The organism is Rhizobacter sp. P2_H3, assembly GCF_056403355.1.
On sequence record NZ_JBFUFQ010000050.1, the window covers coordinates 1 to 19,539 of the forward strand.

The following is a 19,539-nucleotide window of genomic DNA, read 5'->3' on the forward strand; positions in this document are numbered from 1 at the left end:
CGCCCGCGCCGGTCGCGGTCGAGGCGCCGCCGGCCCCGCCCGCACCGCCGGCCCCGCCGAAGCAGATCCCGGCCTCGGCCGTGCGCTACCTGAAGGCCGAGCCGCCCGAGTACCCGCGCGCGTCGAAGCGCCTGAAGGAAACCGGCAACGTCGTCGTGCGCGTCTGGATCGACGAAGCGGGCCTGCCGCAATCGGTGCAGGTCGGCAAGTCGTCCGGCTACCCGCGGCTCGATGAGGCCGCCGTCGACGCGGTGCGCAAGTTCCGCTTCGAGCCCTACACCGAGAACGGCCGCGCGACCGCGGGCTGGGCCTTGATCCCCTTGAATTTCGATCTGGAGAAATGACCGTGAACGCAGACGCTGGCTTGGGATTCGGCCACTTCATCGCGCAAAGCGATGTGGTGGGCAAGACGCTGCTCGGCATCCTGGTGCTGATGTCGATCGCCTCCTGGGTGATCATCGTGATCAAGGGCCTGTCGCTGGTCTCGCGCCGCCGCCACAGCCAGAGCTTCCTGAACTTCTTCTGGAACGCGACCTCGCTCGAGGCCGTCGCGAACGAGATCACCACGCACGGCGTGCACGACCCGTTCTCGCACCTCACCAGCCACGCGATGCACGCGCAGGCCCACCACGCGAAGTACGGCGCCGCCAAGCTCGAAGAAGCCGGCACCTCGGGCGAATTCGTCACGCGCACCATCAAGAAGGTGCTCGACGAGGAAACCACGCGGCTCGAGAACGGCCTCGCGATGCTCGCCACCGTCGGCGCCACCGCGCCCTTCGTCGGCCTGTTCGGCACCGTCTGGGGCGTGTACCACGCGCTGGTCGCGATCGGCATGAGCGGCGCCGGCACGCTGGACAAGGTGGCCGGCCCGGTCGGCGAGGCGCTGATCATGACGGGCCTCGGCCTCGCGGTCGCGATCCCCGCGGTGATGGGCTACAACTGGCTGACGCGTGCCAACCGCGTGATGTCGTCCAAGCTCGATGCCTTCGCGTACGAGCTGCACACCTTCGTGTCGATGGGCCAGCCGCTCGGCAATGAAGCCGCCCAGCCGGCCAACGTGCGTGCGCTGGCCTCGCGGCCGGTCGCCGCCTGACGCAGGCCTCGCCATGGCCTTCGCCAGTTTCGATTCGAAGAACGCCGGCGCGCCGATGGCGGAGATCAACATGGTCCCGCTGATCGACGTGATGCTGGTGCTGCTGGTGATCTTCATCATCACCGCGCCGTTGCTGACCAACGCGGTCAAGCTGGAGCTGCCGAAGGCGAGCTCGCAGGTCAACCAGACGGCGGCCGACAAGGTCGAGTTCGCGATCGACGCCGGCGGCCTGTTGTACTGGAACGGTGAGCTCGTCACGCGGCCCGAGGCGCAGAAGCGCTTCGCCGCCGAGAGCAGCAAGCAGCCGCAGCCCGAGATCCACCTGCGCGCCGACCAGGCGGTGGCCTACCGCTACGTCGCGCAGACGCTGGCCGATGCGTCGAAGGCGGGCCTGACGAAGGTCGGCTTCGTCAGCGAGCCGGAGGCGGCGCAGCCATGAGCGCGGCGCTGCGCGTGTGGACCTGGCCGGTCGTGCTGGCCGTGCTGAGCGCGGTCGGCCTGCTGTCGGCCTTGCTCGGAGATGGCGCCTGGGACGCGCTGTCGTGGGCCGCGCTCGGCCTGCCGATCGCGGTCGCTTCCTGGTACGCGCTGCGCCGCTGAATCGAATTTCTCCATCCAGCCGGCGCCGGGTTCGGGCCGGCTGTTTTTCTGACTGATCTTCACCGTCCCCGCCAGCCATCGCGCCAGCCAAGACAAGACAAAACCCTCGAGGAGTACCCCTTGGCCTACATCAAGAGCCGCAAGCACGCGGCAAGCAAGACATCCGCGTTGGCTCAGATCGGCCTGATGGCCGTCGCATTGCCGGTGGCTGCGCAGACGACCCCGGTCGCCGACGCGCCGAAGAAGCCCGAAGCGCCCGAGACGACGCTGCCCGCGCTGCGCGTCACCGGCCAGTCCGGCAGCGAGTTCAAGGCCGACAACGCGTCGAGCCCGAAGTTCACGCAGCCGCTGGTCGACACGCCGCAGACCATCACCGTGATCAAGAAGGAAGTGCTGCAGCAGCAGGTCGCGACCACGCTGGCCGAGGCGCTGCGCAACACCCCGGGCATCACGATGCAGCTCGGCGAGAACGGCAACACGACGACCGGCGACTCGATCTTCATGCGCGGCTTCGACACGACGAACAGCATCTTCGTCGACGGCATCCGCGACCTGGGCAACATCTCGCGCGACGTGTTCAACATCGAGCAGGTCGAGGTGGTCAAGGGCCCGTCGGGCTCCGACAACGGCCGCGGCGCATCGTCGGGCTACGTCAACCTGGTGTCGAAGACGGCGACCCGCGAGGCCTTCAACAACGGCACGCTGACCGTCGGCACCGCGAGCCGCGTGCGCGCCACCGCCGACCTGAACCGGCCGCTGGACCTCGGCATCCCGGGCTCCGCGCTGCGCCTGAACGTGCTCGCGCAGGACTACGGCACGCCGGGCCGCGACGAGGTCAGGAGCAAGCGCTTCGGCTTCGCGCCGTCGCTGGTGCTCGGCCTCGGCACGCCGACGCGCACCACCTTCAACTACCTGTACGTCGACCAGAAGAACGTGCCGGACGGCGGCGTGTCGACCTTCGGGCTCTCCGACTGGCGGCCCGGCGCGGGCATGCAGAGCGGCGCGCCGGTCGATCCGAAGAACTTTTACGGTTCGACCGACGACTTCAACGACGTGACGCTGCACATGTTCACCGCGCGCATCGAGCACGACCTGTCGAGCGGCACGACGCTGCGCAACACGACGCGCCTGGGCCACACCGAGCAGGACTTCGTGCTGACCGGCGTCAATGCCGTGACCTCCCCCACCGGGACCGATCCCGCCACCTGGACCGTCGCGCGCAACCGCCAGGGCCGCCACCAGACGAACGAGATCCTGACCAACCAGACCAACCTGAGCACCGAGTTCAAGACCGGCGGCATCGGGCATTCGCTGTCGACCGGTTTCGAGTTCATCTACGAGCGGCAGAACCAGCAGAACCGGGTCGTCAGCGGCACGCAGGCCGCGGCCAACCTGTACAACCCGAGCACCGGCGACGTGTTCCAGCCGCTCGTCGACAACGGCGCCTACACCAAGGGCAGCACGCTGAGTGCGGCGGTCTATGCGTTCGACACGCTGAAGTTCTCGGAGCAGTGGCTGCTCAACGGCGGCCTGCGCTGGGAGAAGTTCCACACCGAGACGAACAGCGCCGCCCTCAACTCGGCGACGCCGGCGGTGCTGGTGCAGAACCCGCCGCTCGGGCTGAACGACAACCTGCTGAGCTGGAAGGTCGGCGCGCTGTTCAAGCCGACGCCGGACGGCAGCATCTACCTGACGGTGTCGAATTCCTACCAGCCGCCGGGCGGCGCCAACTTCTCGCTGAACGTCTCGAGCACCAACCAGGCGAGCCCGAGCACCGACCCGCAGGAAGGCAGCAACATCGAGCTGGGCACCAAGTGGGACCTGTTCGGCGGCAAGCTGTCGGCCACCGCGGCGATCTACCGCAGCGAGAACAAGAACGAGCTGGTCTCCGACGGCGCCGCGGTGCCGACCTTCAGCCAGGTGGGCAAGCGCCGCGTCGACGGCGTCGAACTCGGCCTGGTCGGCCAGGTGACGCCGGCGCTGAACCTGAGCGCAGGCGTGGCCTACATGGATCCGAAGATCCTGCGCGGCGTGCCGGCCGGCGCCAGCGCGAACAACGGCGGTGTGATCGTCTATTCACCGAAGGTGACCTTCAGCTCGTGGGCGTCGTACAAGGCGCTCGACAAGCTGACCGTCGGCGGCGGCGTGCGCTATGTCGATACCGTCGCGCGCAGCAGCAACCTCACCCCCAGCGCGACGCCCAACCTGATCAACACCGAGTCGTACACGGTGGCCGATGCGATGGTCGCGTACGACCTCAGCAAGAACGTCACGCTGCAGTTGAACGTCAACAACCTGTTCGACAAGGAGTACGTGGCGTCGGTCAACAATGGCGGCTCGCGCTACAAGCCGGGTGAAGCACGCAACGCGCTGCTGAGCGCCAACTTCAAGTACTGACCACGATGATGCTCCACGTGCCCGGCGTGCTGACGCCGTCCCAGGTCGCCGAGATCTGCGAGGCCCTCGATGCGGCCGACTGGAACGACGGCCGCGAGACGGTCGGCGCGCAGGGTGCGCAGGTCAAGCGCAACCGCCAGCTGCCCGAGGCCGGGCCGCTGACGCAGCGCTTCGGTGCCGTCATCCTGAAGGCGCTGGAGGCGCATCCGCTGTTCGTCTCGGCCGCGCTGCCGCTGCGCTACGTGCCGCCGCTGTTCAACCGCTACGAAGGCGGCGAGCAGTACGGCCTGCATGTCGATGGCGCGGTGCGCGGCGTGCCGGGCACCAGCCTGCGGCTGCGCACCGACCTGTCGTGCACGCTGTTCCTCGCCGACCCCGGCGACTACGACGGCGGCGAGCTGGAGGTGATGGACACCTACGGCGCGCACGAGGTGAAGCTGCCGGCCGGCGACCTGATCCTGTACCCGTCGAGCAGCCTGCACCGCGTGCTGCCGGTCACGCGCGGCGCCCGCGTCTGCTCGTTCTTCTGGCTGCAGAGCCTGGTGCGCGACGATGCGCAGCGCGGCATGCTGTTCGAGCTCGACCAGGCGATCCAGCGGCTGCGCGAGCGCGAAAGTGAAAAAGGCGGTGACAGCGCCGAGGTGCTGATGCTGACCGGCCACTATCACAACCTGCTGCGGATGTGGTCCGAGGTCTGATGGACGCTCCCTCCGCCGCCACACCGGCGCCGCAGCGCGCCTACTGGCTGAAGACGCTGCACCAGTGGCACTGGATCAGCTCGGCGCTGAGCCTGGTCGGGCTGCTGCTGTTCACCGTCACCGGCTTCACGCTGAACCATGCGTCGCAGATCGAGGCGAAGCCGCAGGTCACGAAGCGCGCGGCGCAGGTGCCGCCGGCGCTGCTGCCGCTGGTCACCGCGCAGCCGTCCGACGACAAGCAGCCGCTGCCGCCGGCGCTGGCCGCCTGGGCCGAGCAGGCGCTCGCGATCGAGGTCGCCGGCCGCGCGGCCGAGTGGTCGCCCGAGGAAATCTACCTGCCGCTGCCGCGCCCCGGCGGCGATGCCTGGCTGCGCATCGACCGCGTGGAAGGCGCGCTGGAATACGAGCGCACCGACCGCGGCTGGATCTCGTACCTGAACGACCTGCACAAGGGCCGCCACACCGGCAGCGCCTGGAGCTGGTTCATCGACCTGTTCGCCGCGTCGTGCCTGGTGTTCTCGGTGACCGGCCTGTTCATCCTGAAGATGCATGCCGCCAAGCGCCCGAGCACCTGGCCGGTGGTGGCTGGCGGCCTGGTGCTGCCGCTGCTGCTGGCGATCCTCTTCATCCATTGACCCCGATTCCCTGATCTTCCAGAAGGACTCCCATGAAACTGAGCTATTCGATGGCGATGGGCGCCGCCGCCGCGCTGGCCGCGCCGGCCTTCGCGGCCGACGCGAACCTGAAGCTGGAGCTGCCGCAGCTGAGCGTGGCCGAGTACCACAAGCCCTATGTCGCGGTGTGGGTCGAGAAGGCGGCCGACCAGGGCTTCGCGTCCAACGTCGCGCTCTGGTACGACCTGAAGAAGCGCGACAACGGCGGCGCGAAGTGGCTGAAGGACATGCGCAGCTGGTGGCGCAAGAGCGGGCGCGAGCTGCAGACGCCGATCGACGGCGTCACCGCCGCCACCCGCTCGCCGGGCGAGCACGTGCTGGCCCTGTCGAGCGCGAAGGGCCTGGCGTCGTTGCCGCCTGGCAGCTACCAGCTGGTGGTCGAGGCGGCGCGCGAGAACGGCGGCCGCGAGGTCGTGCGCCTGCCGTTCGACTGGCCGGTGAAGGCCGCCCAGACCGCCAAGGTCCAGGGCGAGCATGAACTCGGTGCGGTCGCGCTCGAACTGAAGCCTTGAGGAGCCACCCATGAAGACCCTCCACCGCCTGAACCTTGCCCTGCTCGCGCTGGCCGCGTCGGCCACGCTGCTGCCCGGTGCCGCGCAGGCGCACCGCACCTGGCTCGTGCCGTCGGCCACCGTCGTCAGCGGCCGCGAAGCCGCCGTCACGGTCGACGGCGCGGTGTCCGAAGACCTGTTCGAGTACGACACCAACGCGCTGGTGCTGGACAAGCTCAGCATCGTCGCGCCCGACGGCAGCCTCGTCGCGCCGGAGAACCTCGCCACCGCGCGCCGCCGCAGCAGCTTCGACGTGAAGCTCGCGCAGCCGGGCACCTACCGCATCGTCAATTTCAGCGAGAGCGTGTTCGCCAACTACAAGCTCGGCGGCGAGCCGAAGCGCTGGCGCGGCACCGCCGAGGCGATGGCCAAGGAGATCCCGGCCGACGCGAAGGAGCTGCAGGTCACGCGTATGCAGAACCGGGTCGAGACCTGGGTGAGCAACGACGGGAAAGGGGAAAAAGCGGGCGAGAAGACCGCCGACAAGGCCTTCGCGCCGCAAGGCACCGGCCTCGAGTTCGTCCCGCTGACCGCGCCGACCGACCTGAGTGCCGGCGACAGCTCCAGCTTCCGCGTGCTGCTCGACGGCAAGCCGGCCGCCAACCTCGACGTGACGATCCTGCGCGGCGGCAACCGCTACCGCTACAAGCTCGGCGAGATCGCGCTGAAGACCGACGCGCAGGGCCAGTTCAGCGTCAAGTGGCCGGAAGCCGGGCGCTACTGGATCGGCGTGAACCACAGCGTGCGTGCCGCCGAAGGCACGCCGCCGACGCGCCGCGTGAACGCCAGCGCGACGGTCGAAGTGCTGCCGCAGTAAAGAAGGCAATGCAGACGGCGCGGGTGCTGGTCCCGCAGCGCATCGCGACCCGCGCGCCGGCGCTCGGCGCCCAGGTGCATGCGCTGCAGGGCGTGACGATGGGCACGAGCTGGTCGGTGCGCGTCGCCGGCCCGCGGGCGCTCGCGCTCGCGCCGCTGGCGCAGGCGATCCAGCAGGAGCTGGACCTCGTGGTCGCGCAGATGAGCCCGTGGGAACCCGGCTCGGACATCAGCCGCTTCAACCACGCGCCGGCCGGCAGCTGGCATGCGCTGCCGGATGCGTTCAGCGAGGTGCTGGCCTGCGCGCTGCAGGTCGCGCGCGACAGCGATGGCGCGTACGACCCGGCCGCCGGGGCGCTGGTCGATGCCTGGGGCTTCGGGCCGCGGCAGCGCCACGACGAGCCCGGCTTCGTGCCGCCCGACGATGCGGCGGTGCAGGCCGCGCGGGTCGTCAGCGGCTGGCAGCGGCTGGAGACCGGCGCGCGCGGCGTGCGGCAACCTGGGGGCCTCCGGCTCGACCTGTCGGCGATCGCGAAGGGCCATGCGGTCGACCGCGTCGTGCAGCGGCTCGCGCGGCAGTTCGGCCTCGACGACGTGCTGGCCGAGGTCGGCGGCGAGCTGCGCGGCGAGGGCGTGAAACCCGATGGGCAGCCGTGGTGGGTGGCGCTGGAACCGGTGCCGCGCTGGGTCGACGGCGGCTGGCAGCTCGACGCGGATCCGCTGCCGACCCGCATCGCGCTGCATGGCCTGAGCGTCGCGACCTCGGGCGATCACCGGCGCTTCTTCGCCCGCGGCGACAGGCGTTATCCGCACACCATCGATCCGCGCAGCGGCCGGCCGATCGACCACGGCGTGGCCGTCGTGACGGTGCTCGATGCCTCGTGCATGCGCGCCGATGCGCTGTCGACGGCGCTGACGGTGATGGGGCCGCAGGCCGGCCTGCCGTGGGCCGCGCAGCGCGGCATCGCGGCCTTGTTCGTCACGCGGCGCGCCGACGGCGGGCTCGACGAGCAGGTCACGCCGGCCTTCGCCGCGCTCGAATGAGCCCGCTGGCCCGCTTGCTGGCGGCAGGCGCCATCGCACTCGCCTACCTCGCGTTCTGCGCCTTCATCGTCTGGCGCGAACGACGCCGCCGTGCGGCCGCCTCGCGCGATGCGGCCGCGCTCGACCATGCCGAGGCCGATGCCGCGCCGGTGCTGGTCGCGTTCGCGAGCCAGACCGGCTTCGCCGAGCAGCTCGCGTGGCAGACCGCGCGCCTGCTGCACACCGCCGGCGTGCCGGTGCGGCTGCTGCCGCTCGGCGAACTGCGGCCCGACGCGCTGGCGCGCACCGAACGGGCGCTCTTCATCGTCAGCACCTACGGCGAGGGCGACGCGCCCGATGCGGCCTCGGCGTTCGCGCGCCACATGGCCGACGGCGGCCAGCCGCTGCCGCGCCTGCACCATGCGGTGCTGGCGCTCGGCGACCGCAGCTACGCGCAGTTCTGCGGCTTCGGCCGCCGGCTGGATGGCTGGCTGCAGGTGCAGGGCGCGACGCCGCTGTTCGAGCGCATCGAGCTCGACAACGAGGACGCGGCAGCGCTGAAGCAGTGGCAGCAGCAGGTGGCGCACCTCGCCGGCACGGTCGACCTGCCCGACTGGCAGGCGCCGGGCTTCGACGACTGGCGGCTGGTCGAGCGGCGCGTGTTGAACGAAGGCAGCGCCGCCGCGCCGGTGTGCCACCTCGAACTCGTGCCGGCCGACGGCGCGGCRCTGCCCGGCTGGCAGGCCGGCGACCTGGTGCAGGTGCAGGCCCCCGGCGACCCGCAGCGCCCGCGCGAGTACACGATCGCCTCGGTGCCGTCGGCGGGCCGGCTGCACCTGATGGTGCGGCAGGAGCGGCACCCGGACGGCGGCCTCGGCGTGGCCTCGGGCTGGCTGACGACACGACTGCAACCGGGCGATCGCGTGCCGCTGCGGCTGCGCGCGCACGGCAGCTTCCGGATCGGCGACAACGCGGCGCGTCCGCTGGTCCTGATCGGCAACGGCACCGGTCTGGCGGGCCTCAGAAGCCACCTGATGGCGCGCGCGGAGGTTCGGGCACCCGAGGCCTGCTGGCTGCTGTTCGGCGAGCGCCAGGCGGCGCATGACGCGCATTACGCCGACGACACCGAACGCTGGCAGGCGGCCGGCGTGCTGGCCCGGGTCGACCGCGTGTTCTCGCGCGACCGGCCCGAGCGGCACTATGTGCAGCACCGCGTGCTGGAACAGGCGGACGAACTGCGGGACTGGGTCGCGCGGGGCGCGGCGATCTACGTGTGCGGCAGCCTGGAGGGCATGGCTGCCGGCGTCGACGAGGCGCTCGCGCAGGTGCTCGGCGCCGACCAGCTCGCCGCGCTGGCCGACGCCGGCCGCTACCGGCGCGACGTCTACTGACCCCGCGTCAGTGCTGGATGCGCGTTCCCAGCACTGCCAGGAACTGCGCCAGCCAGGCCGCATGCGCCGGCCACGCTGGCGCGGTGACGAGCTTGCCGTCGGTCACCGCCTGGTCGACCTCGATCGCCGCGTAGCTCGCACCCGCCAGCTCCACCTCGGCCGCGCAGGCGGGATACGCCGACACGCGCTTGCCGCGGATCACGCCGGCGGCAGCCAGCAACTGCGCGCCGTGGCACACCGCGGCGATCGGCTTGTCGGCGCGCGAGAAGTGCTGCACCAGCGCGATCACCGCCTGGTTCATGCGCAGGTATTCCGGCGCGCGGCCGCCCGGGATCAGCAGCGCGTCGTAGTCCTCGCCCTTCACCGACGCGAACGTCGCGTTCAGCGTGAAGCGGTGGCCGGGTTTCTCGGAGTAGGTCTGCTGGCCCTCGAAATCGTGCACCGCGGTCATCACGAACTCGCCCGCCTTCTTGTCCGGACAGGCCGCATGCACCGTGTGGCCGACCATCTGCAGCGCCTGGAACGGCACCATGGTCTCGTAGTCCTCGGCGTAGTCGCCGACCAGCATCAGGATCTTCTTGCCCATCGTTCGTCTCCTTCGTCAGAGGACGGCGACACACCATGCGAGGCCGTCGAAGCACATTCTGCGAGCGTTCGACGCGCATGGGGAATGCCCCTCGACAGCACGCGATGCGCGCCTCGAGAGCACGCAGATGAGGCTCTCAGGCGACAAAACATCGCGCGAAGGCGCATGAATGCGAGTTTTACCTATGAAAACTGCTTCTCAATGCAGCACTCTCGCAGTAGTATTCGCTCCGCACGTGGACCTGGAGAACCGAGAGCTCATGCGGCTCTCACCCAACCCGGGCACATCAACAACGTTATTGATGGAGAAATTCAACATGGCAACTGCGAAACCGCCCGCTCGGAAAGCGGCTCCTGCAAAGAAAGCGGCACCGGCCAAGAAGGCTGCACCCGCGAAGAAAGTAGCGGCCAAGAAGGCCGCACCGGCCAAGAAGGCCGCTCCCGCCAAGAAGGCAGCGCCGGCCAAGAAGGCCGCTGCGAAGAAGGCCGCTCCGGCCAAGAAGCGCACCCCGAACGCTGCCTTCATGAAGGCCATGACCCCGAGCGCAACGCTGGCTGCCGTCATCGGCGCCAACCCGCTGCCGCGCACGGAAGTGACCAAGAAGGTGTGGGAGTACATCAAGAAGAACGACCTGCAGGACAAGGCCAAGCGCACGATGATCAACGCCGACGCCAAGCTGAAGGAAATCTTCAAGAAGGCCCAGGTCTCGATGTTCGAGATGACCAAGCTGATCAACGGCCACCTGAAGTAATCAGGTTCCGTTCACCTCAAAAAACCGGCGCATGCGCCGGTTTTTTTCATGGGGCAGCGGGTTTCTCCATCGCCTTCGCGACGGCGTCCAGCACGCGCGCGACGTTGATCGGCTTGGTCCAGTAGTCGTCGAAGCCGGCCGCGAGCGCCGCGTCGATCTGCGGCTGCATCGCATCCGCCGACAGCGCGATGCAGCGCAGCCCGCTCGTGCGCGCGTCGTCGCGCAGCCGGCGGATCAGCGCGAGGCCGCTGGTGTCCGGCAGGTTCATGTCGACCAGCAGCAGGTCCGGCGCCTGCTCGCGCGCCGCCGCGAGGCCGCTCGCGCCATCGTTGGCCACGCTCAGCCGCCACTGCGGGCGGCCCTTGAAGACCTCCTGCATCAGCATCACGTTCAACGGCTCGTCCTCGACATACAGCACGTGCTTCTGCACCACGGCAGGTGCGGCGGGCGGCGTGGCAGGCAGCGCGAGCGCCGGGTCCGCGCGCGCCGCAGCGCCGGCCGGCAGCACCAGCGTGAAGGTCGAGCCCTGGCCGGGTGTGCTGCGCAGCAGCAGCTCGCCCTGCATCGCCGCCGACAGCGTGCGCGCGATCACGAGCCCGAGGCCGCTGCCCTCGATGCGGCGCTGCTCGGCGCCCAGCCGGTTGAACGGCTGGAACAGCTGCGTCTGCTGCGCCGTCGTCAGCCCCTCGCCCTCGTCGCTCACCGCCACCGTGACGCGCTCGCCGTCGTGCTGCAGCACGAGCCGCACCGTGCCGCCGGCGCGGTTGTACTTGATGGCGTTCGACAGCAGGTTCAGCAGCACCTGCTCGACCGCACGTGCATCGGCCGTCGCCCAGCACCCTGTGGGCTGCGGCGCGAGCAGCCGGATGCCGGCGTTGTCGGCCAGCGGCTGGATGATCGCGAGGCAACTCTCGACCGCGGCGCACAGGTCCACCGGCACCGGCTTCAGCGAGAAATCCTCCTGCTCGATGCGCGCCAGGTTCAGCACGTCGTTGATCAGCTCCAGCAGGTGGCGGCCGGCGTGCATCACGCTGTCGATGCGGCGGCGCTGGTCGGGCGCGAGCGGGTGCAGGCGGTCCAGCGACATCAGCTGCGCGAAGCCGAGGATGCCGTTCAGCGGCGTGCGCAGCTCATGGCTCACGCGCGACAGGAACTCGCTCTTCGCGCGGTTCGCCTGCTCGGCGGCTTCCTTGTCGCGGCGCAGTTGCTCCAGCGCGGCTTGTTGCGTGATGTCGCGGCAGGTGCCGACCAGGCCGTCGACGCGGCCGGCGGTGTCGTGCGTGCAGCGTGCAAACAGCTCCAGCATCGCCGGCTGGCCGTCGGGCCGCAGCAGCCGGTAGCGGGTCTCCAGCCGGCCGTCGGTGGCCAGCGCGCGCCGGATCGCGGCCTCGGTCGCGGCCCGGTCGCCGGGGTGCACCGCCGCGAGGAAATCGTCCAGCGTGTAGTGCGGCAGCGGCCACGGCTGGCCGTGGTTCGTGCAGGCGCGCCGGTCGAAGGCGACCTCGCCGCTCGCGAGCGAGAACTGCGCGACGCCGATGCCCGCGGCCTCGGCGGCCATGCTCCAGCGCTCCTCGCTGCCGCGCAGCGCGATCTCGGCCTGCTTCTGCGCGGTGATGTCGGCGGTGAAGCCGTGCCACAGCGTCGAGCCGTCGGCCAGCCGCTCGGGCATCGCGCGGGTCTCCATCCAGCGCACGCTGCCGTCGTCGCGCACGATGCGATAGCTGCGCTGCCATGCCGTCAGCGTGCGCGCCGAGGCCTCGATGCTGTCGAGGTAGCCGCGCTGGTCGTCGGGGTGCAGCAGGCGGAACGGCACGGTCGGGTCGCCGCCGTTGCCGTCGCGCGGCGGCTCCACGCCGAACAGCTCGCGCGAGGCATCGCTCGCATACGGGTAGCTGACCTGGCCGTCGGGGTGCAGCTGGAACTGGAAGATCACGCCCGGCACCTGCGACGACAGCTTGCGCAGCAGCTCGGCCTGCACGTGCGCCTTGCGCTCGGCCTCGACATGGGCCGAGACATCGCGCGCGGTGCCGCGGTAGCCGGCGAACTGCCCTTGCGCATCGAACACCGGCACCGCGCTGCGCGAGATCCGCAGCACGCCGCGGCCGGTCTGCTTGTCGGTCAGCACGCGGGTGATCGGGCGGTGTTCCTGCAGCAGCTGGTGGAAGCTGCGCCCGCCGGGCAGCGGCTGGGCCAGTTCGTCGAGCAGCGGCGAATCGGCGATCTGCCGGCCGATCATCGACAGCGGCGGCAGCCCGGTGATCGCCTCGAACGCGCCGGAGACCCAGGTGTAGCGCAGTTGCGCATCGGTCTCCCACATCCAGTCGCCCGAGGCGCGCGCGAAGTCGAGCAGGCGCGTGCGCTCCAAGTCGGGCGAGGGGGGATGCATGCGGGCATTGTCGAGCAGCGTCGTGCCGCACTCAAGCCGCTTGAACCCGCGCGCCGCCCTCGGCGGCAGCATGTCACGCACCCCTGCGGGGCCCTGTAGGGCAACTCCCACACCCATCGCTCGGTTTGTCCGGCAGACCCGCCGGGGGGTGGCTGCCTAAGCTTCCGGCATCGGCTTCCAGCCATTTTGTTCGAGGAGATATCCACATGACCAAGCACCATTCGCTGTCGTTCATCACCGCCGCCGTCGCTGCACTGATGCTCAGCACCGGCGCCTTCGCCGCCGACAAGACCGCCTACGACCAGGCCAAGGCCTCGGCGAAATCCACCTACGAGGCGGCGCACAAGCAGTGCGAATCGCTGGCGAGCAACGCCAAGGACATTTGCGTGGCCGAAGCCAAGGCGGCCCGCGTGAAGACCGAAGCCACTGCCGAAGCCGACTACAAGGGCACGGCCAAGGCCACCTACAAGGCGAAGGAAGACATCGCCACAGCCGACTACAAGGTCGCCAAGGAGCGCTGCGACGACAAGGCCGGCAACGAGAAGGACGTCTGCGTGAAGGAAGCCAAGGCGGCCGAGACCAAGGCCAAGGCCGATGCCAAGGCCGAGCGCGACACCAAGAAGGCCAAGGCCGAAGCCACCGACGACAAGAAGACCGCGGCCTACAAGGTCGAGACCGAGAAGTGCGATGCGCTGGCCGGTGACGCGAAGACGGCCTGCGTGAACAGCGCCAAGGCCAAGTTCAACATGTGATGCACCCGACCGGAGGCCTTGTCATGAGCTTCTTCATTGCCGCCACCATCACCGTCGTCACGGCGGTCGGCCTCCTGGTCGCGCTGATCGCGCTGCTGCTGCAACCGAACGTCGAGGAATTGATCCAGGGCAACTGGGTCACCGACGCGTCCGATGCCGAAGGCAGCGCCGTTCGCAACGGCTAGATCAGCCCTGCTCAAGGCGCCGCTGGACGAAGTCCAGCCGGTCCTGTCCCCAGAAGATCTCGCCGTCGATCACGTAGCTCGGCGCGCCGAACACGCCGGCCGCGATCGCGGCTTCCGAATCCTGCTCGTAGCGCTCGTGCACCGCCTGCGAGTGCGCGTCGTCCATGCGCTGCGCCGGCAGGCCTTGCTCGGCGACGATCGCCTGCAGCACCGTCAGGTCGGCGATGTTGCGCTCTTCCACCCACACCGCCCGCAGCACCGCCGTGGTCATGCGCAGCGCCGCGTCGGTGCCGTCCTTCATGTCGACCGCGATGATCAGCTGCGCCGCGTCGTCGCTGTTGACCGGGAAGTACTTCGGCTGCAGGTTGATCGGCTGGTTCAGCCAGGCGCTGAAGCGCTTCAGCTCGACCAGCCGGTAGGCCTGGCGCTGCGGCGCGCGCTTCGACAGCGGCAGGCCGCCCGACACCGGAAACACCTTGCCGCCCAGGTCGACCGGCAGCACGTTGACCTTGGCGCCGGCGGCCGCCGCGATCTCGCAGAAGCGCTGGTGGCCCAGGTACGTATAGGGCGAGTGCGGCGACAGGTAGTAGTCGATGGTCAATGGCATGACAGCCCCTCGTCCGATGAGTACATCGGCCGATCCCCCGAGGGGATGCCGGCCGGCTTGGGAGCGGCCCGGCGCTCGGCCGGCTGCGCGTTCAATGAAGTTGGCATGGGAACCTCTCGAAGGGCAGGAGTCTAGCCACCTCGGGTGACACCCGGCGTGCGGGTGTTCCCGTCACTCGGCCAGCAGGGGTTTCAGGTACTGCCCCGTGAAGCTCGCCGGATTTGCTGCTATGGCTTCCGGCGTGCCGCTCGCCACCACCATGCCGCCRCCGGCGCCACCCTCGGGGCCCATGTCGATCAGCCAGTCGGCGGTCTTGATCACGTCGAGGTTGTGCTCGATCACGACGATGGTGTTGCCGGCGTCGCGCAGCTGGTGCAGCACCCGCAGCAGCAGGTCGATGTCGGCGAAGTGCAGCCCGGTGGTCGGCTCGTCGAGGATGTACAGCGTGCGGCCGGTGTCGCGCTTGGACAGCTCCAGCGCCAGCTTGACCCGCTGCGCCTCGCCGCCCGACAGCGTGGTCGCGCTCTGGCCGAGCCGCACGTAGCCGAGCCCCACGTCGAGCAGCGTCTGCAGCTTGCGCGCGATGTTGGGCACCGCGTTGAAGTACGCATGCGCGTCCTCCACCGTCATCTCCAGCACCTCGGTGATGTTGCGGCCCTTGTAGAGCACCTCCAGCGTCTCGCGGTTGTAGCGCTTGCCGTGGCACACGTCGCAGGGCACGTAGACGTCGGGCAGGAAGTGCATCTCCACCTTCAGCACGCCGTCGCCCTGGCAGGATTCGCAGCGCCCGCCGGCCACGTTGAAGCTGAAGCGGCCGGCGCCGTAGCCGCGCTCCTTGGCGGTGTTCATCTCGGCGAACAGCTCGCGGATCGGCGTGAACAGCCCCGTGTAGGTGGCCGGGTTGCTGCGCGGCGTGCGCCCGATCGGGCTCTGGTCGACGTTGATCACCTTGTCGAACGCATCCAGCCCCTCGATGGTGTCGTGCGCCTCCGGTTCGGCATGGCTGCCGTACAGCTTGCGCGCGACCGCCGCGTACAGCGTGTCATTCACCAGTGTGCTCTTGCCCGAGCCGGACACGCCGGTCACGCAGGTCAGCAGCCCGACCGGGATCTCGACCGTGACGCCCTTCAGGTTATTGCCGCGCGCGTTGACGATGCGCAGCGATGTCGGCGTCGCGTCGTCCGGATCCCTGGGTTTGTCCTTCACCCGGTGGCGCTGTTTCGGCACCGCGATGCGCAGCACGCGCGACAGGTAGCGCCCGGTCAGCGATTCAGTGCTCGCCGCCACCGCGTCGGGCGTGCCCTGCGCGATCACGTGGCCGCCGTGCACGCCGGCGCCCGGGCCCATGTCGATCACGTGGTCGGCGGCGCGGATCGCGTCTTCGTCGTGCTCGACCACCAGCACGCTGTTGCCGATGTCGCGCAGGTGGCGCAGCGTGCCGATCAGGCGGTCGTTGTCGCGCTGGTGCAGGCCGATGCTCGGCTCGTCGAGCACGTACATCACGCCGGTCAGGCCGGAGCCGATCTGGCTGGCCAGCCGGATGCGCTGCGCCTCGCCGCCGGACAGCGTGTCGGCGCTGCGGTCCAGGCTCAGGTAGTTCAGGCCGACGTCGTTCAGGAACTTCAGCCGCGAGCGGATCTCGCGCACCACCTTGTCGGCGATCTCGGCCTTGGCGCCGCGCAGCTTCAGATTGCCGAAGTAGTGCAGGCACTCGCGCAGCGTGAAATGCTCGACACGGAAGATCGGCTCGCCCTTCCTGTCGCCCGCGTGGTCGTCTTCCCCTTGCAGGAACACATTGCGCGCCTCGCGCCGCAGCCGCGCGCCTTCGCAATCGGGGCAGGGGCGGGCGGCCTGGTAGCGCGCCAGGTCCTCGCGCACCGCGGCCGAGTCGGTTTCCTTGTAGCGGCGCTCGAAGGTCGGGATGATCCCTTCGAACGGGTGCATGCGCTTGACGCTGCGCGATTTGCCCTTGCCGGTGCCTTCGCTCTCGTAGGTGAACGCGATGTCCTCATCGCCGGAGCCGTACAGCAGCACCTGCCGGCCCTGTTCGGGCAGGTCCTCGAACGGCTTGTCGATGTCGAACTTGTAGTGCTTCGCGACGCTCTCGAGCAGCGAGAAGGTGTAGCCGTTGCGGCGGTCCCAGCCCTTGACCGCGCCGCTGGCCAGGCTCAGCGACGGGAAGGCGACGACCCGCTCCGGGTCGAACGCGGTGACCAGCCCCAGCCCGTCGCAGCTCGGGCAGGCGCCGACCGGCGAGTTGAACGAGAACAGGCGCGGCTCCAGCTCGCTCAGCGAGTAGCTGCAGATCGGGCACGCGAACTTGCTCGAGAACAGGTGCTCGCGGCCGTGGTCCATCTCGAGCGCGACGGCGCGGCCCTGCGCGATGCGCAGCGCGGCCTCGAAGCTCTCGGCCAGGCGCTGGCGCAGGCCGCTCGCGGCGGCGTCGGGCTGCACCTTCACGCGGTCGATCACGACGTCGATGTCGTGCTTCTCGGCCTTCTTCAGCTTCGGCAGCTCGGTGGCCTCGTGCGTCTGGCCGTCGATGCGAAAGCGCACGTAGCCCTGGGCCTGCATCTCGGTGAACAGGTCGCCGAACTCGCCCTTGCGGTCGCGCACCACCGGCGCCAGCACCATCAGCTTGGTGTCCTCGGGCAGCGCGAGCACGGTGTCGACCATCTGGCTGACGCTCTGCGCCTGCAGCGGCACATGGTGGTCGGGGCAGAACGGCGTGCCGGCGCGCGCGTACAGCAGGCGCAGGTAGTCGTGGATCTCGGTCACCGTGCCGACGGTGGAGCGCGGGTTGTGGCTGGTGGCCTTCTGCTCGATGCTGATCGCAGGGCTCAGGCCCTCGATCACGTCGACATCGGGCTTGTCCATCAGCTGCAGGAACTGGCGCGCATAGGCGCTCAGGCTCTCGACGTAGCGTCGGTGGCCCTCGGCATACAGCGTGTCGAACGCGAGGCTCGACTTGCCCGAGCCGCTCAGGCCGGTGATCACCACCAGCTTGTTGCGCGGGATGTCGAGGTCGATGTTCTTGAGGTTGTGCGTGCGGGCGCCGCGGACGCGGATCAAGGGGAGCTCGATCGAGGCGTCGGTGGCAGGGGCATCCGCGGAGGCGGCCGCGGTGGGATCGGTGGGTCGAGGCGCGGGCATCGGGTCGCAGGCACGAAACCGACCATCATAAGGGTGCAGCGCGTCGCGGCCCAGCGGTGGGGTTCCACCGAACAGGGGATGCTGACAAATCCTGGGAACCCGCCGGCCATTTCGTATACGATATACGAATGCTGCCCTGGACCGCTTCCGCCGCTGTTGCCGCCGCCGCCAACCGCGTCAACGACGTGCGCGACACCTCCCTCGCCAAGCTGGTGCGCGACGACGTGCTCGAGCTGATCCTGCATGGCGCGCTGCTGCCCGGCCAGCGCATCAACGAGCCCGATATCGCGGCCCGCCTGAAGGTCTCGCGGGTACCGGTGCGCGAGGCGCTGCGCGAGCTGGAGAGCTCGGGCCTGGTGGTCTCGCGCAAGAACGCCGGCGTGTTCGTGCGCCAGCTCGAGGCGGTCGACGTGCGCGAGCTGTATGAATTGCGCGAGATGCTCGACGGTTATGCCGCGTCGCGCGTCGCGGTGCTGCCGGGTGCGCGCCGCCTGCCGCTGGTGCGCCAGCTCGAGGCGGCGATCGCGACGATGAACCAGGCCGTCGACCAGGGCGACGCGCAGGCCTACTACGCCGAGAACCTGAAGTTCCACTGGGCCGTCGTCGAGGCGGTCGGCAACCGGCAGTTGCTCGACAGCTACCGCGGCGTGATCCAGCGCCTGCACGTCGCGCGGCTGACCAACCTGTCGGGCGACGCCGGCCGGCGCATCTCGATCGCCGAGCACGTGCAGATCGCGAAGGCGCTGCGCCAGGGCGATGCCGCCGCCTGCGAGCGCCTCGCGCGTGCCCACGTCACCGACGCCCATTCACGACTCGGGAGCGTGTCGCCGACGTAGACACTGCATCCGGGTTCCATGCCTCAAAAAAACCACGACATCGGAGACAAGCATGAAACGACGCACCCTTCTTCACGCCGCCGCATTCGGCACGCTGCCTGTGGCCCTCGTCGGCACCGCCCGCGCACAGGCCAGGTTCCCCAGCAAGCCGATGCGCTACATCGTGCCGGTGGCCGCCGGCGGTGGCAGCGACATGGTCGGCCGCACCGTCACCGAGCGCTGGGGCGCGCTGCTCGGCCAGACCATCGTGGTCGACAACCAGGGCGGCGGGGGCGGCGTGATCGCCGCGCAGACCACGGCTCATGCCGCGCCCGACGGCTACACGCTGATGCAGGGTTATGTCGGCACGCACGGCACCAGCCCGGCCACCCGCAAGCTGCCGTACGACGCGGTGAAGGACTTCACGCCGATCGGCATGATCGGCGCGACGCCGAACGTGCTGGTGGTCAATTCGCAGCTGCCGGTGAAGACGCTGAAGGAGTTCGTCGACTACCTGAAGAAGAACCCCGGCAAGGTCGCCTACGGCTCGGCCGGCCCGGGTTCGCTGACGCACCTGACGATGGAGCTCTTCAAGCAGCAGGTCGACTCGTTCATGGTGCACGTGCCGTACCGCGGCATCGCGCCGGCCTTCACCGACCTGATCGGCGGGCAGACGCAGGCGATGTTCCCCGGCCTCGCGGCGGCGATGCCGCACCTGCGCAGCGGCAGCGTGCGCGCGCTGGCCGTCACCGGCACCAGGCGCCACCCGCAGGCCAAGGACGTGCCGACGCTCGAGGAGTCCGGCTACAAGGGCTTCGACGCGATGCAGTGGTACGGCGTGGTCGGCCCGGCCGGCATCCCGGAGCCGATCGTGCGCCAGCTCAACGAGTCGCTCGCGACGGTGCTGAAGGCCGCCGACCTGCGCGACAAGCTCGCCGTCGAGGCCATCGAGCCGATGGCGATGACGCCCGCGCAGTTCGGCGACTACGTGCGCAACGACATCGCGCGCTGGGCCAGGCTGGCCAAGGCGCGCAACATCCAACTCGACAACTGAAGAGAGT

Annotated in this window: 20 protein-coding genes; 16 read left to right on the top strand and 4 right to left on the bottom strand. The window is 69.6% G+C overall.

Annotation, left to right across the window (positions count from 1 at the left end; translation table 11 throughout):
- The 11 genes from AC1D1T_RS12200 to AC1D1T_RS12250 form a co-directional block, all read left to right on the top strand.
- Window positions 1-344, top strand: a 344-nt coding sequence (locus tag AC1D1T_RS12200; RefSeq protein WP_477991926.1) for an energy transducer TonB, incomplete at its 5' end; no start/stop codon positions are given.
- Complete coding sequence (locus AC1D1T_RS12205) at window positions 341-1,093, top strand: MotA/TolQ/ExbB proton channel family protein (protein WP_047501194.1); 753 nt, start codon at window positions 341-343, stop codon at window positions 1,091-1,093. The genes AC1D1T_RS12200 and AC1D1T_RS12205, both read left to right, overlap by 4 nt.
- A 13-nt stretch (window positions 1,094-1,106) precedes the next feature.
- On the top strand, window positions 1,107-1,532 hold the full coding sequence (locus AC1D1T_RS12210) for an ExbD/TolR family protein (RefSeq protein ID WP_477827859.1): 426 nt from the start codon (window positions 1,107-1,109) through the stop codon (window positions 1,530-1,532).
- A complete protein-coding gene (locus AC1D1T_RS12215; RefSeq protein ID WP_197066761.1) occupies window positions 1,529-1,693 on the top strand; it encodes a hypothetical protein in 165 nt (54 codons plus the stop codon). The genes AC1D1T_RS12210 and AC1D1T_RS12215 overlap by 4 nt, the downstream gene beginning before the upstream one ends.
- A gap of 120 nt (window positions 1,694-1,813) precedes the next feature.
- Window positions 1,814-4,090, top strand: a complete 2,277-nt coding sequence (locus AC1D1T_RS12220; protein WP_477991927.1) for a catecholate siderophore receptor Fiu — start codon at window positions 1,814-1,816, stop codon at window positions 4,088-4,090.
- Window positions 4,091-4,095: 5 nt separating this feature from the next.
- Complete coding sequence (locus AC1D1T_RS12225) at window positions 4,096-4,788, top strand: Fe2+-dependent dioxygenase (protein WP_477826061.1); 693 nt, start codon at window positions 4,096-4,098, stop codon at window positions 4,786-4,788.
- Window positions 4,788-5,423 carry a PepSY-associated TM helix domain-containing protein gene (locus AC1D1T_RS12230; RefSeq protein ID WP_477826060.1) on the top strand — a complete coding sequence of 212 codons (636 nt, stop codon included), beginning with the start codon at window positions 4,788-4,790 and terminating at the stop codon, window positions 5,421-5,423. The genes AC1D1T_RS12225 and AC1D1T_RS12230 overlap by 1 nt, the downstream gene beginning before the upstream one ends.
- Window positions 5,424-5,455: 32 nt before the next feature.
- On the top strand, window positions 5,456-5,974 hold the full coding sequence (locus AC1D1T_RS12235; protein WP_477826059.1) for a DUF2271 domain-containing protein: 519 nt from the start codon (window positions 5,456-5,458) through the stop codon (window positions 5,972-5,974).
- Window positions 5,975-5,984: 10 nt separating this feature from the next.
- Window positions 5,985-6,830, top strand: a complete 846-nt coding sequence (locus AC1D1T_RS12240) for a DUF4198 domain-containing protein (protein WP_477826058.1) — start codon at window positions 5,985-5,987, stop codon at window positions 6,828-6,830.
- An 8-nt stretch (window positions 6,831-6,838) separates the two neighbouring features.
- The gene (locus AC1D1T_RS12245) at window positions 6,839-7,873 is read left to right on the top strand and encodes an FAD:protein FMN transferase (RefSeq protein WP_477826057.1); all 1,035 of its coding nucleotides are present in this window, start codon (window positions 6,839-6,841) and stop codon (window positions 7,871-7,873) included.
- Complete coding sequence (locus AC1D1T_RS12250; protein ID WP_477826056.1) at window positions 7,870-9,243, top strand: sulfite reductase subunit alpha; 1,374 nt, start codon at window positions 7,870-7,872, stop codon at window positions 9,241-9,243. Before AC1D1T_RS12245 ends, AC1D1T_RS12250 begins: the two co-directional genes overlap by 4 nt.
- A 7-nt stretch (window positions 9,244-9,250) precedes the next feature.
- On the opposite strand, the gene AC1D1T_RS12255 is transcribed toward AC1D1T_RS12250, so the two are convergent.
- Entirely contained in the window at window positions 9,251-9,829 is a 579-nt protein-coding gene (locus AC1D1T_RS12255) for a DJ-1/PfpI family protein (protein WP_047501211.1), read from the bottom strand.
- 316 nt (window positions 9,830-10,145) lie between these two features.
- Between AC1D1T_RS12255 and AC1D1T_RS12260 the strand changes: the two genes are divergently transcribed.
- Window positions 10,146-10,580, top strand: coding sequence for an SWIB/MDM2 domain-containing protein (locus AC1D1T_RS12260; RefSeq protein WP_047501850.1), 435 nt, complete (start codon window positions 10,146-10,148; stop codon window positions 10,578-10,580).
- A 46-nt stretch (window positions 10,581-10,626) separates the two neighbouring features.
- Here AC1D1T_RS12260 and AC1D1T_RS12265 read toward each other — a convergent pair whose 3' ends face one another.
- The gene (locus AC1D1T_RS12265) at window positions 10,627-12,966 is read right to left on the bottom strand and encodes a hybrid sensor histidine kinase/response regulator (protein WP_477991928.1); all 2,340 of its coding nucleotides are present in this window, start codon (window positions 12,964-12,966) and stop codon (window positions 10,627-10,629) included.
- Between the two features lie 206 nt (window positions 12,967-13,172).
- On the opposite strand from AC1D1T_RS12265, the gene AC1D1T_RS12270 reads away from it, so the two are divergent.
- Together AC1D1T_RS12270 and AC1D1T_RS12275 are read left to right on the top strand one after the other, a co-directional pair.
- Window positions 13,173-13,718, top strand: a complete 546-nt coding sequence (locus AC1D1T_RS12270; RefSeq protein WP_465111276.1) for an invasion associated locus B family protein — start codon at window positions 13,173-13,175, stop codon at window positions 13,716-13,718.
- Window positions 13,719-13,741: 23 nt separating this feature from the next.
- Window positions 13,742-13,903, top strand: a complete 162-nt coding sequence (locus AC1D1T_RS12275) for a hypothetical protein (protein ID WP_156154667.1) — start codon at window positions 13,742-13,744, stop codon at window positions 13,901-13,903.
- A gap of 1 nt (window position 13,904) precedes the next feature.
- Here the strand turns inward: AC1D1T_RS12275 and AC1D1T_RS12280 are convergent, their stop codons facing one another.
- Window positions 13,905-14,510: a 2-hydroxychromene-2-carboxylate isomerase gene (locus AC1D1T_RS12280; protein WP_465111277.1), complete on the bottom strand. Its 606-nt coding sequence runs from the start codon at window positions 14,508-14,510 to the stop codon at window positions 13,905-13,907.
- A gap of 171 nt (window positions 14,511-14,681) precedes the next feature.
- Window positions 14,682-17,663 carry an excinuclease ABC subunit UvrA gene (uvrA, locus tag AC1D1T_RS12285; protein ID WP_465111278.1) on the bottom strand — a complete coding sequence of 994 codons (2,982 nt, stop codon included), beginning with the start codon at window positions 17,661-17,663 and terminating at the stop codon, window positions 14,682-14,684.
- 128 nt (window positions 17,664-17,791) lie between these two features.
- Between uvrA and AC1D1T_RS12290 the strand changes: the two genes are divergently transcribed.
- Together AC1D1T_RS12290 and AC1D1T_RS12295 are read left to right on the top strand one after the other, a co-directional pair.
- A complete protein-coding gene (locus AC1D1T_RS12290; RefSeq protein WP_477991929.1) occupies window positions 17,792-18,499 on the top strand; it encodes a GntR family transcriptional regulator in 708 nt (235 codons plus the stop codon).
- Between the two features lie 52 nt (window positions 18,500-18,551).
- Complete coding sequence (locus AC1D1T_RS12295; RefSeq protein WP_465111280.1) at window positions 18,552-19,532, top strand: Bug family tripartite tricarboxylate transporter substrate binding protein; 981 nt, start codon at window positions 18,552-18,554, stop codon at window positions 19,530-19,532.
- The last annotated feature ends 7 nt before the right edge of the window (window positions 19,533-19,539 follow it).

Bases quoted from the DNA above. Each gene is read 5' to 3' on its own strand.
- AC1D1T_RS12205 (WP_047501194.1), top strand. From the start codon at position 341: ATGACCGTGAACGCAGACGCTGGCTTGGGATTCGGCCACTTCATCGCG.
- AC1D1T_RS12210 (WP_477827859.1), top strand. From the start codon at position 1,107: ATGGCCTTCGCCAGTTTCGATTCGAAGAACGCCGGCGCGCCGATGGCG.
- AC1D1T_RS12215 (WP_197066761.1), top strand. From the start codon at position 1,529: ATGAGCGCGGCGCTGCGCGTGTGGACCTGGCCGGTCGTGCTGGCCGTG.
- AC1D1T_RS12225 (WP_477826061.1), top strand. From the start codon at position 4,096: ATGATGCTCCACGTGCCCGGCGTGCTGACGCCGTCCCAGGTCGCCGAG.
- AC1D1T_RS12230 (WP_477826060.1), top strand. From the start codon at position 4,788: ATGGACGCTCCCTCCGCCGCCACACCGGCGCCGCAGCGCGCCTACTGG.
- AC1D1T_RS12235 (WP_477826059.1), top strand. From the start codon at position 5,456: ATGAAACTGAGCTATTCGATGGCGATGGGCGCCGCCGCCGCGCTGGCC.
- AC1D1T_RS12240 (WP_477826058.1), top strand. From the start codon at position 5,985: ATGAAGACCCTCCACCGCCTGAACCTTGCCCTGCTCGCGCTGGCCGCG.
- AC1D1T_RS12245 (WP_477826057.1), top strand. From the start codon at position 6,839: ATGCAGACGGCGCGGGTGCTGGTCCCGCAGCGCATCGCGACCCGCGCG.
- AC1D1T_RS12255 (WP_047501211.1), bottom strand. From the start codon at position 9,829: ATGGGCAAGAAGATCCTGATGCTGGTCGGCGACTACGCCGAGGACTAC.
- AC1D1T_RS12260 (WP_047501850.1), top strand. From the start codon at position 10,146: ATGGCAACTGCGAAACCGCCCGCTCGGAAAGCGGCTCCTGCAAAGAAA.
- AC1D1T_RS12265 (WP_477991928.1), bottom strand. From the start codon at position 12,966: ATGCATCCCCCCTCGCCCGACTTGGAGCGCACGCGCCTGCTCGACTTC.
- AC1D1T_RS12270 (WP_465111276.1), top strand. From the start codon at position 13,173: ATGACCAAGCACCATTCGCTGTCGTTCATCACCGCCGCCGTCGCTGCA.
- AC1D1T_RS12275 (WP_156154667.1), top strand. From the start codon at position 13,742: ATGAGCTTCTTCATTGCCGCCACCATCACCGTCGTCACGGCGGTCGGC.
- AC1D1T_RS12280 (WP_465111277.1), bottom strand. From the start codon at position 14,510: ATGCCATTGACCATCGACTACTACCTGTCGCCGCACTCGCCCTATACG.
- AC1D1T_RS12290 (WP_477991929.1), top strand. From the start codon at position 17,792: ATGCTGCCCTGGACCGCTTCCGCCGCTGTTGCCGCCGCCGCCAACCGC.
- AC1D1T_RS12295 (WP_465111280.1), top strand. From the start codon at position 18,552: ATGAAACGACGCACCCTTCTTCACGCCGCCGCATTCGGCACGCTGCCT.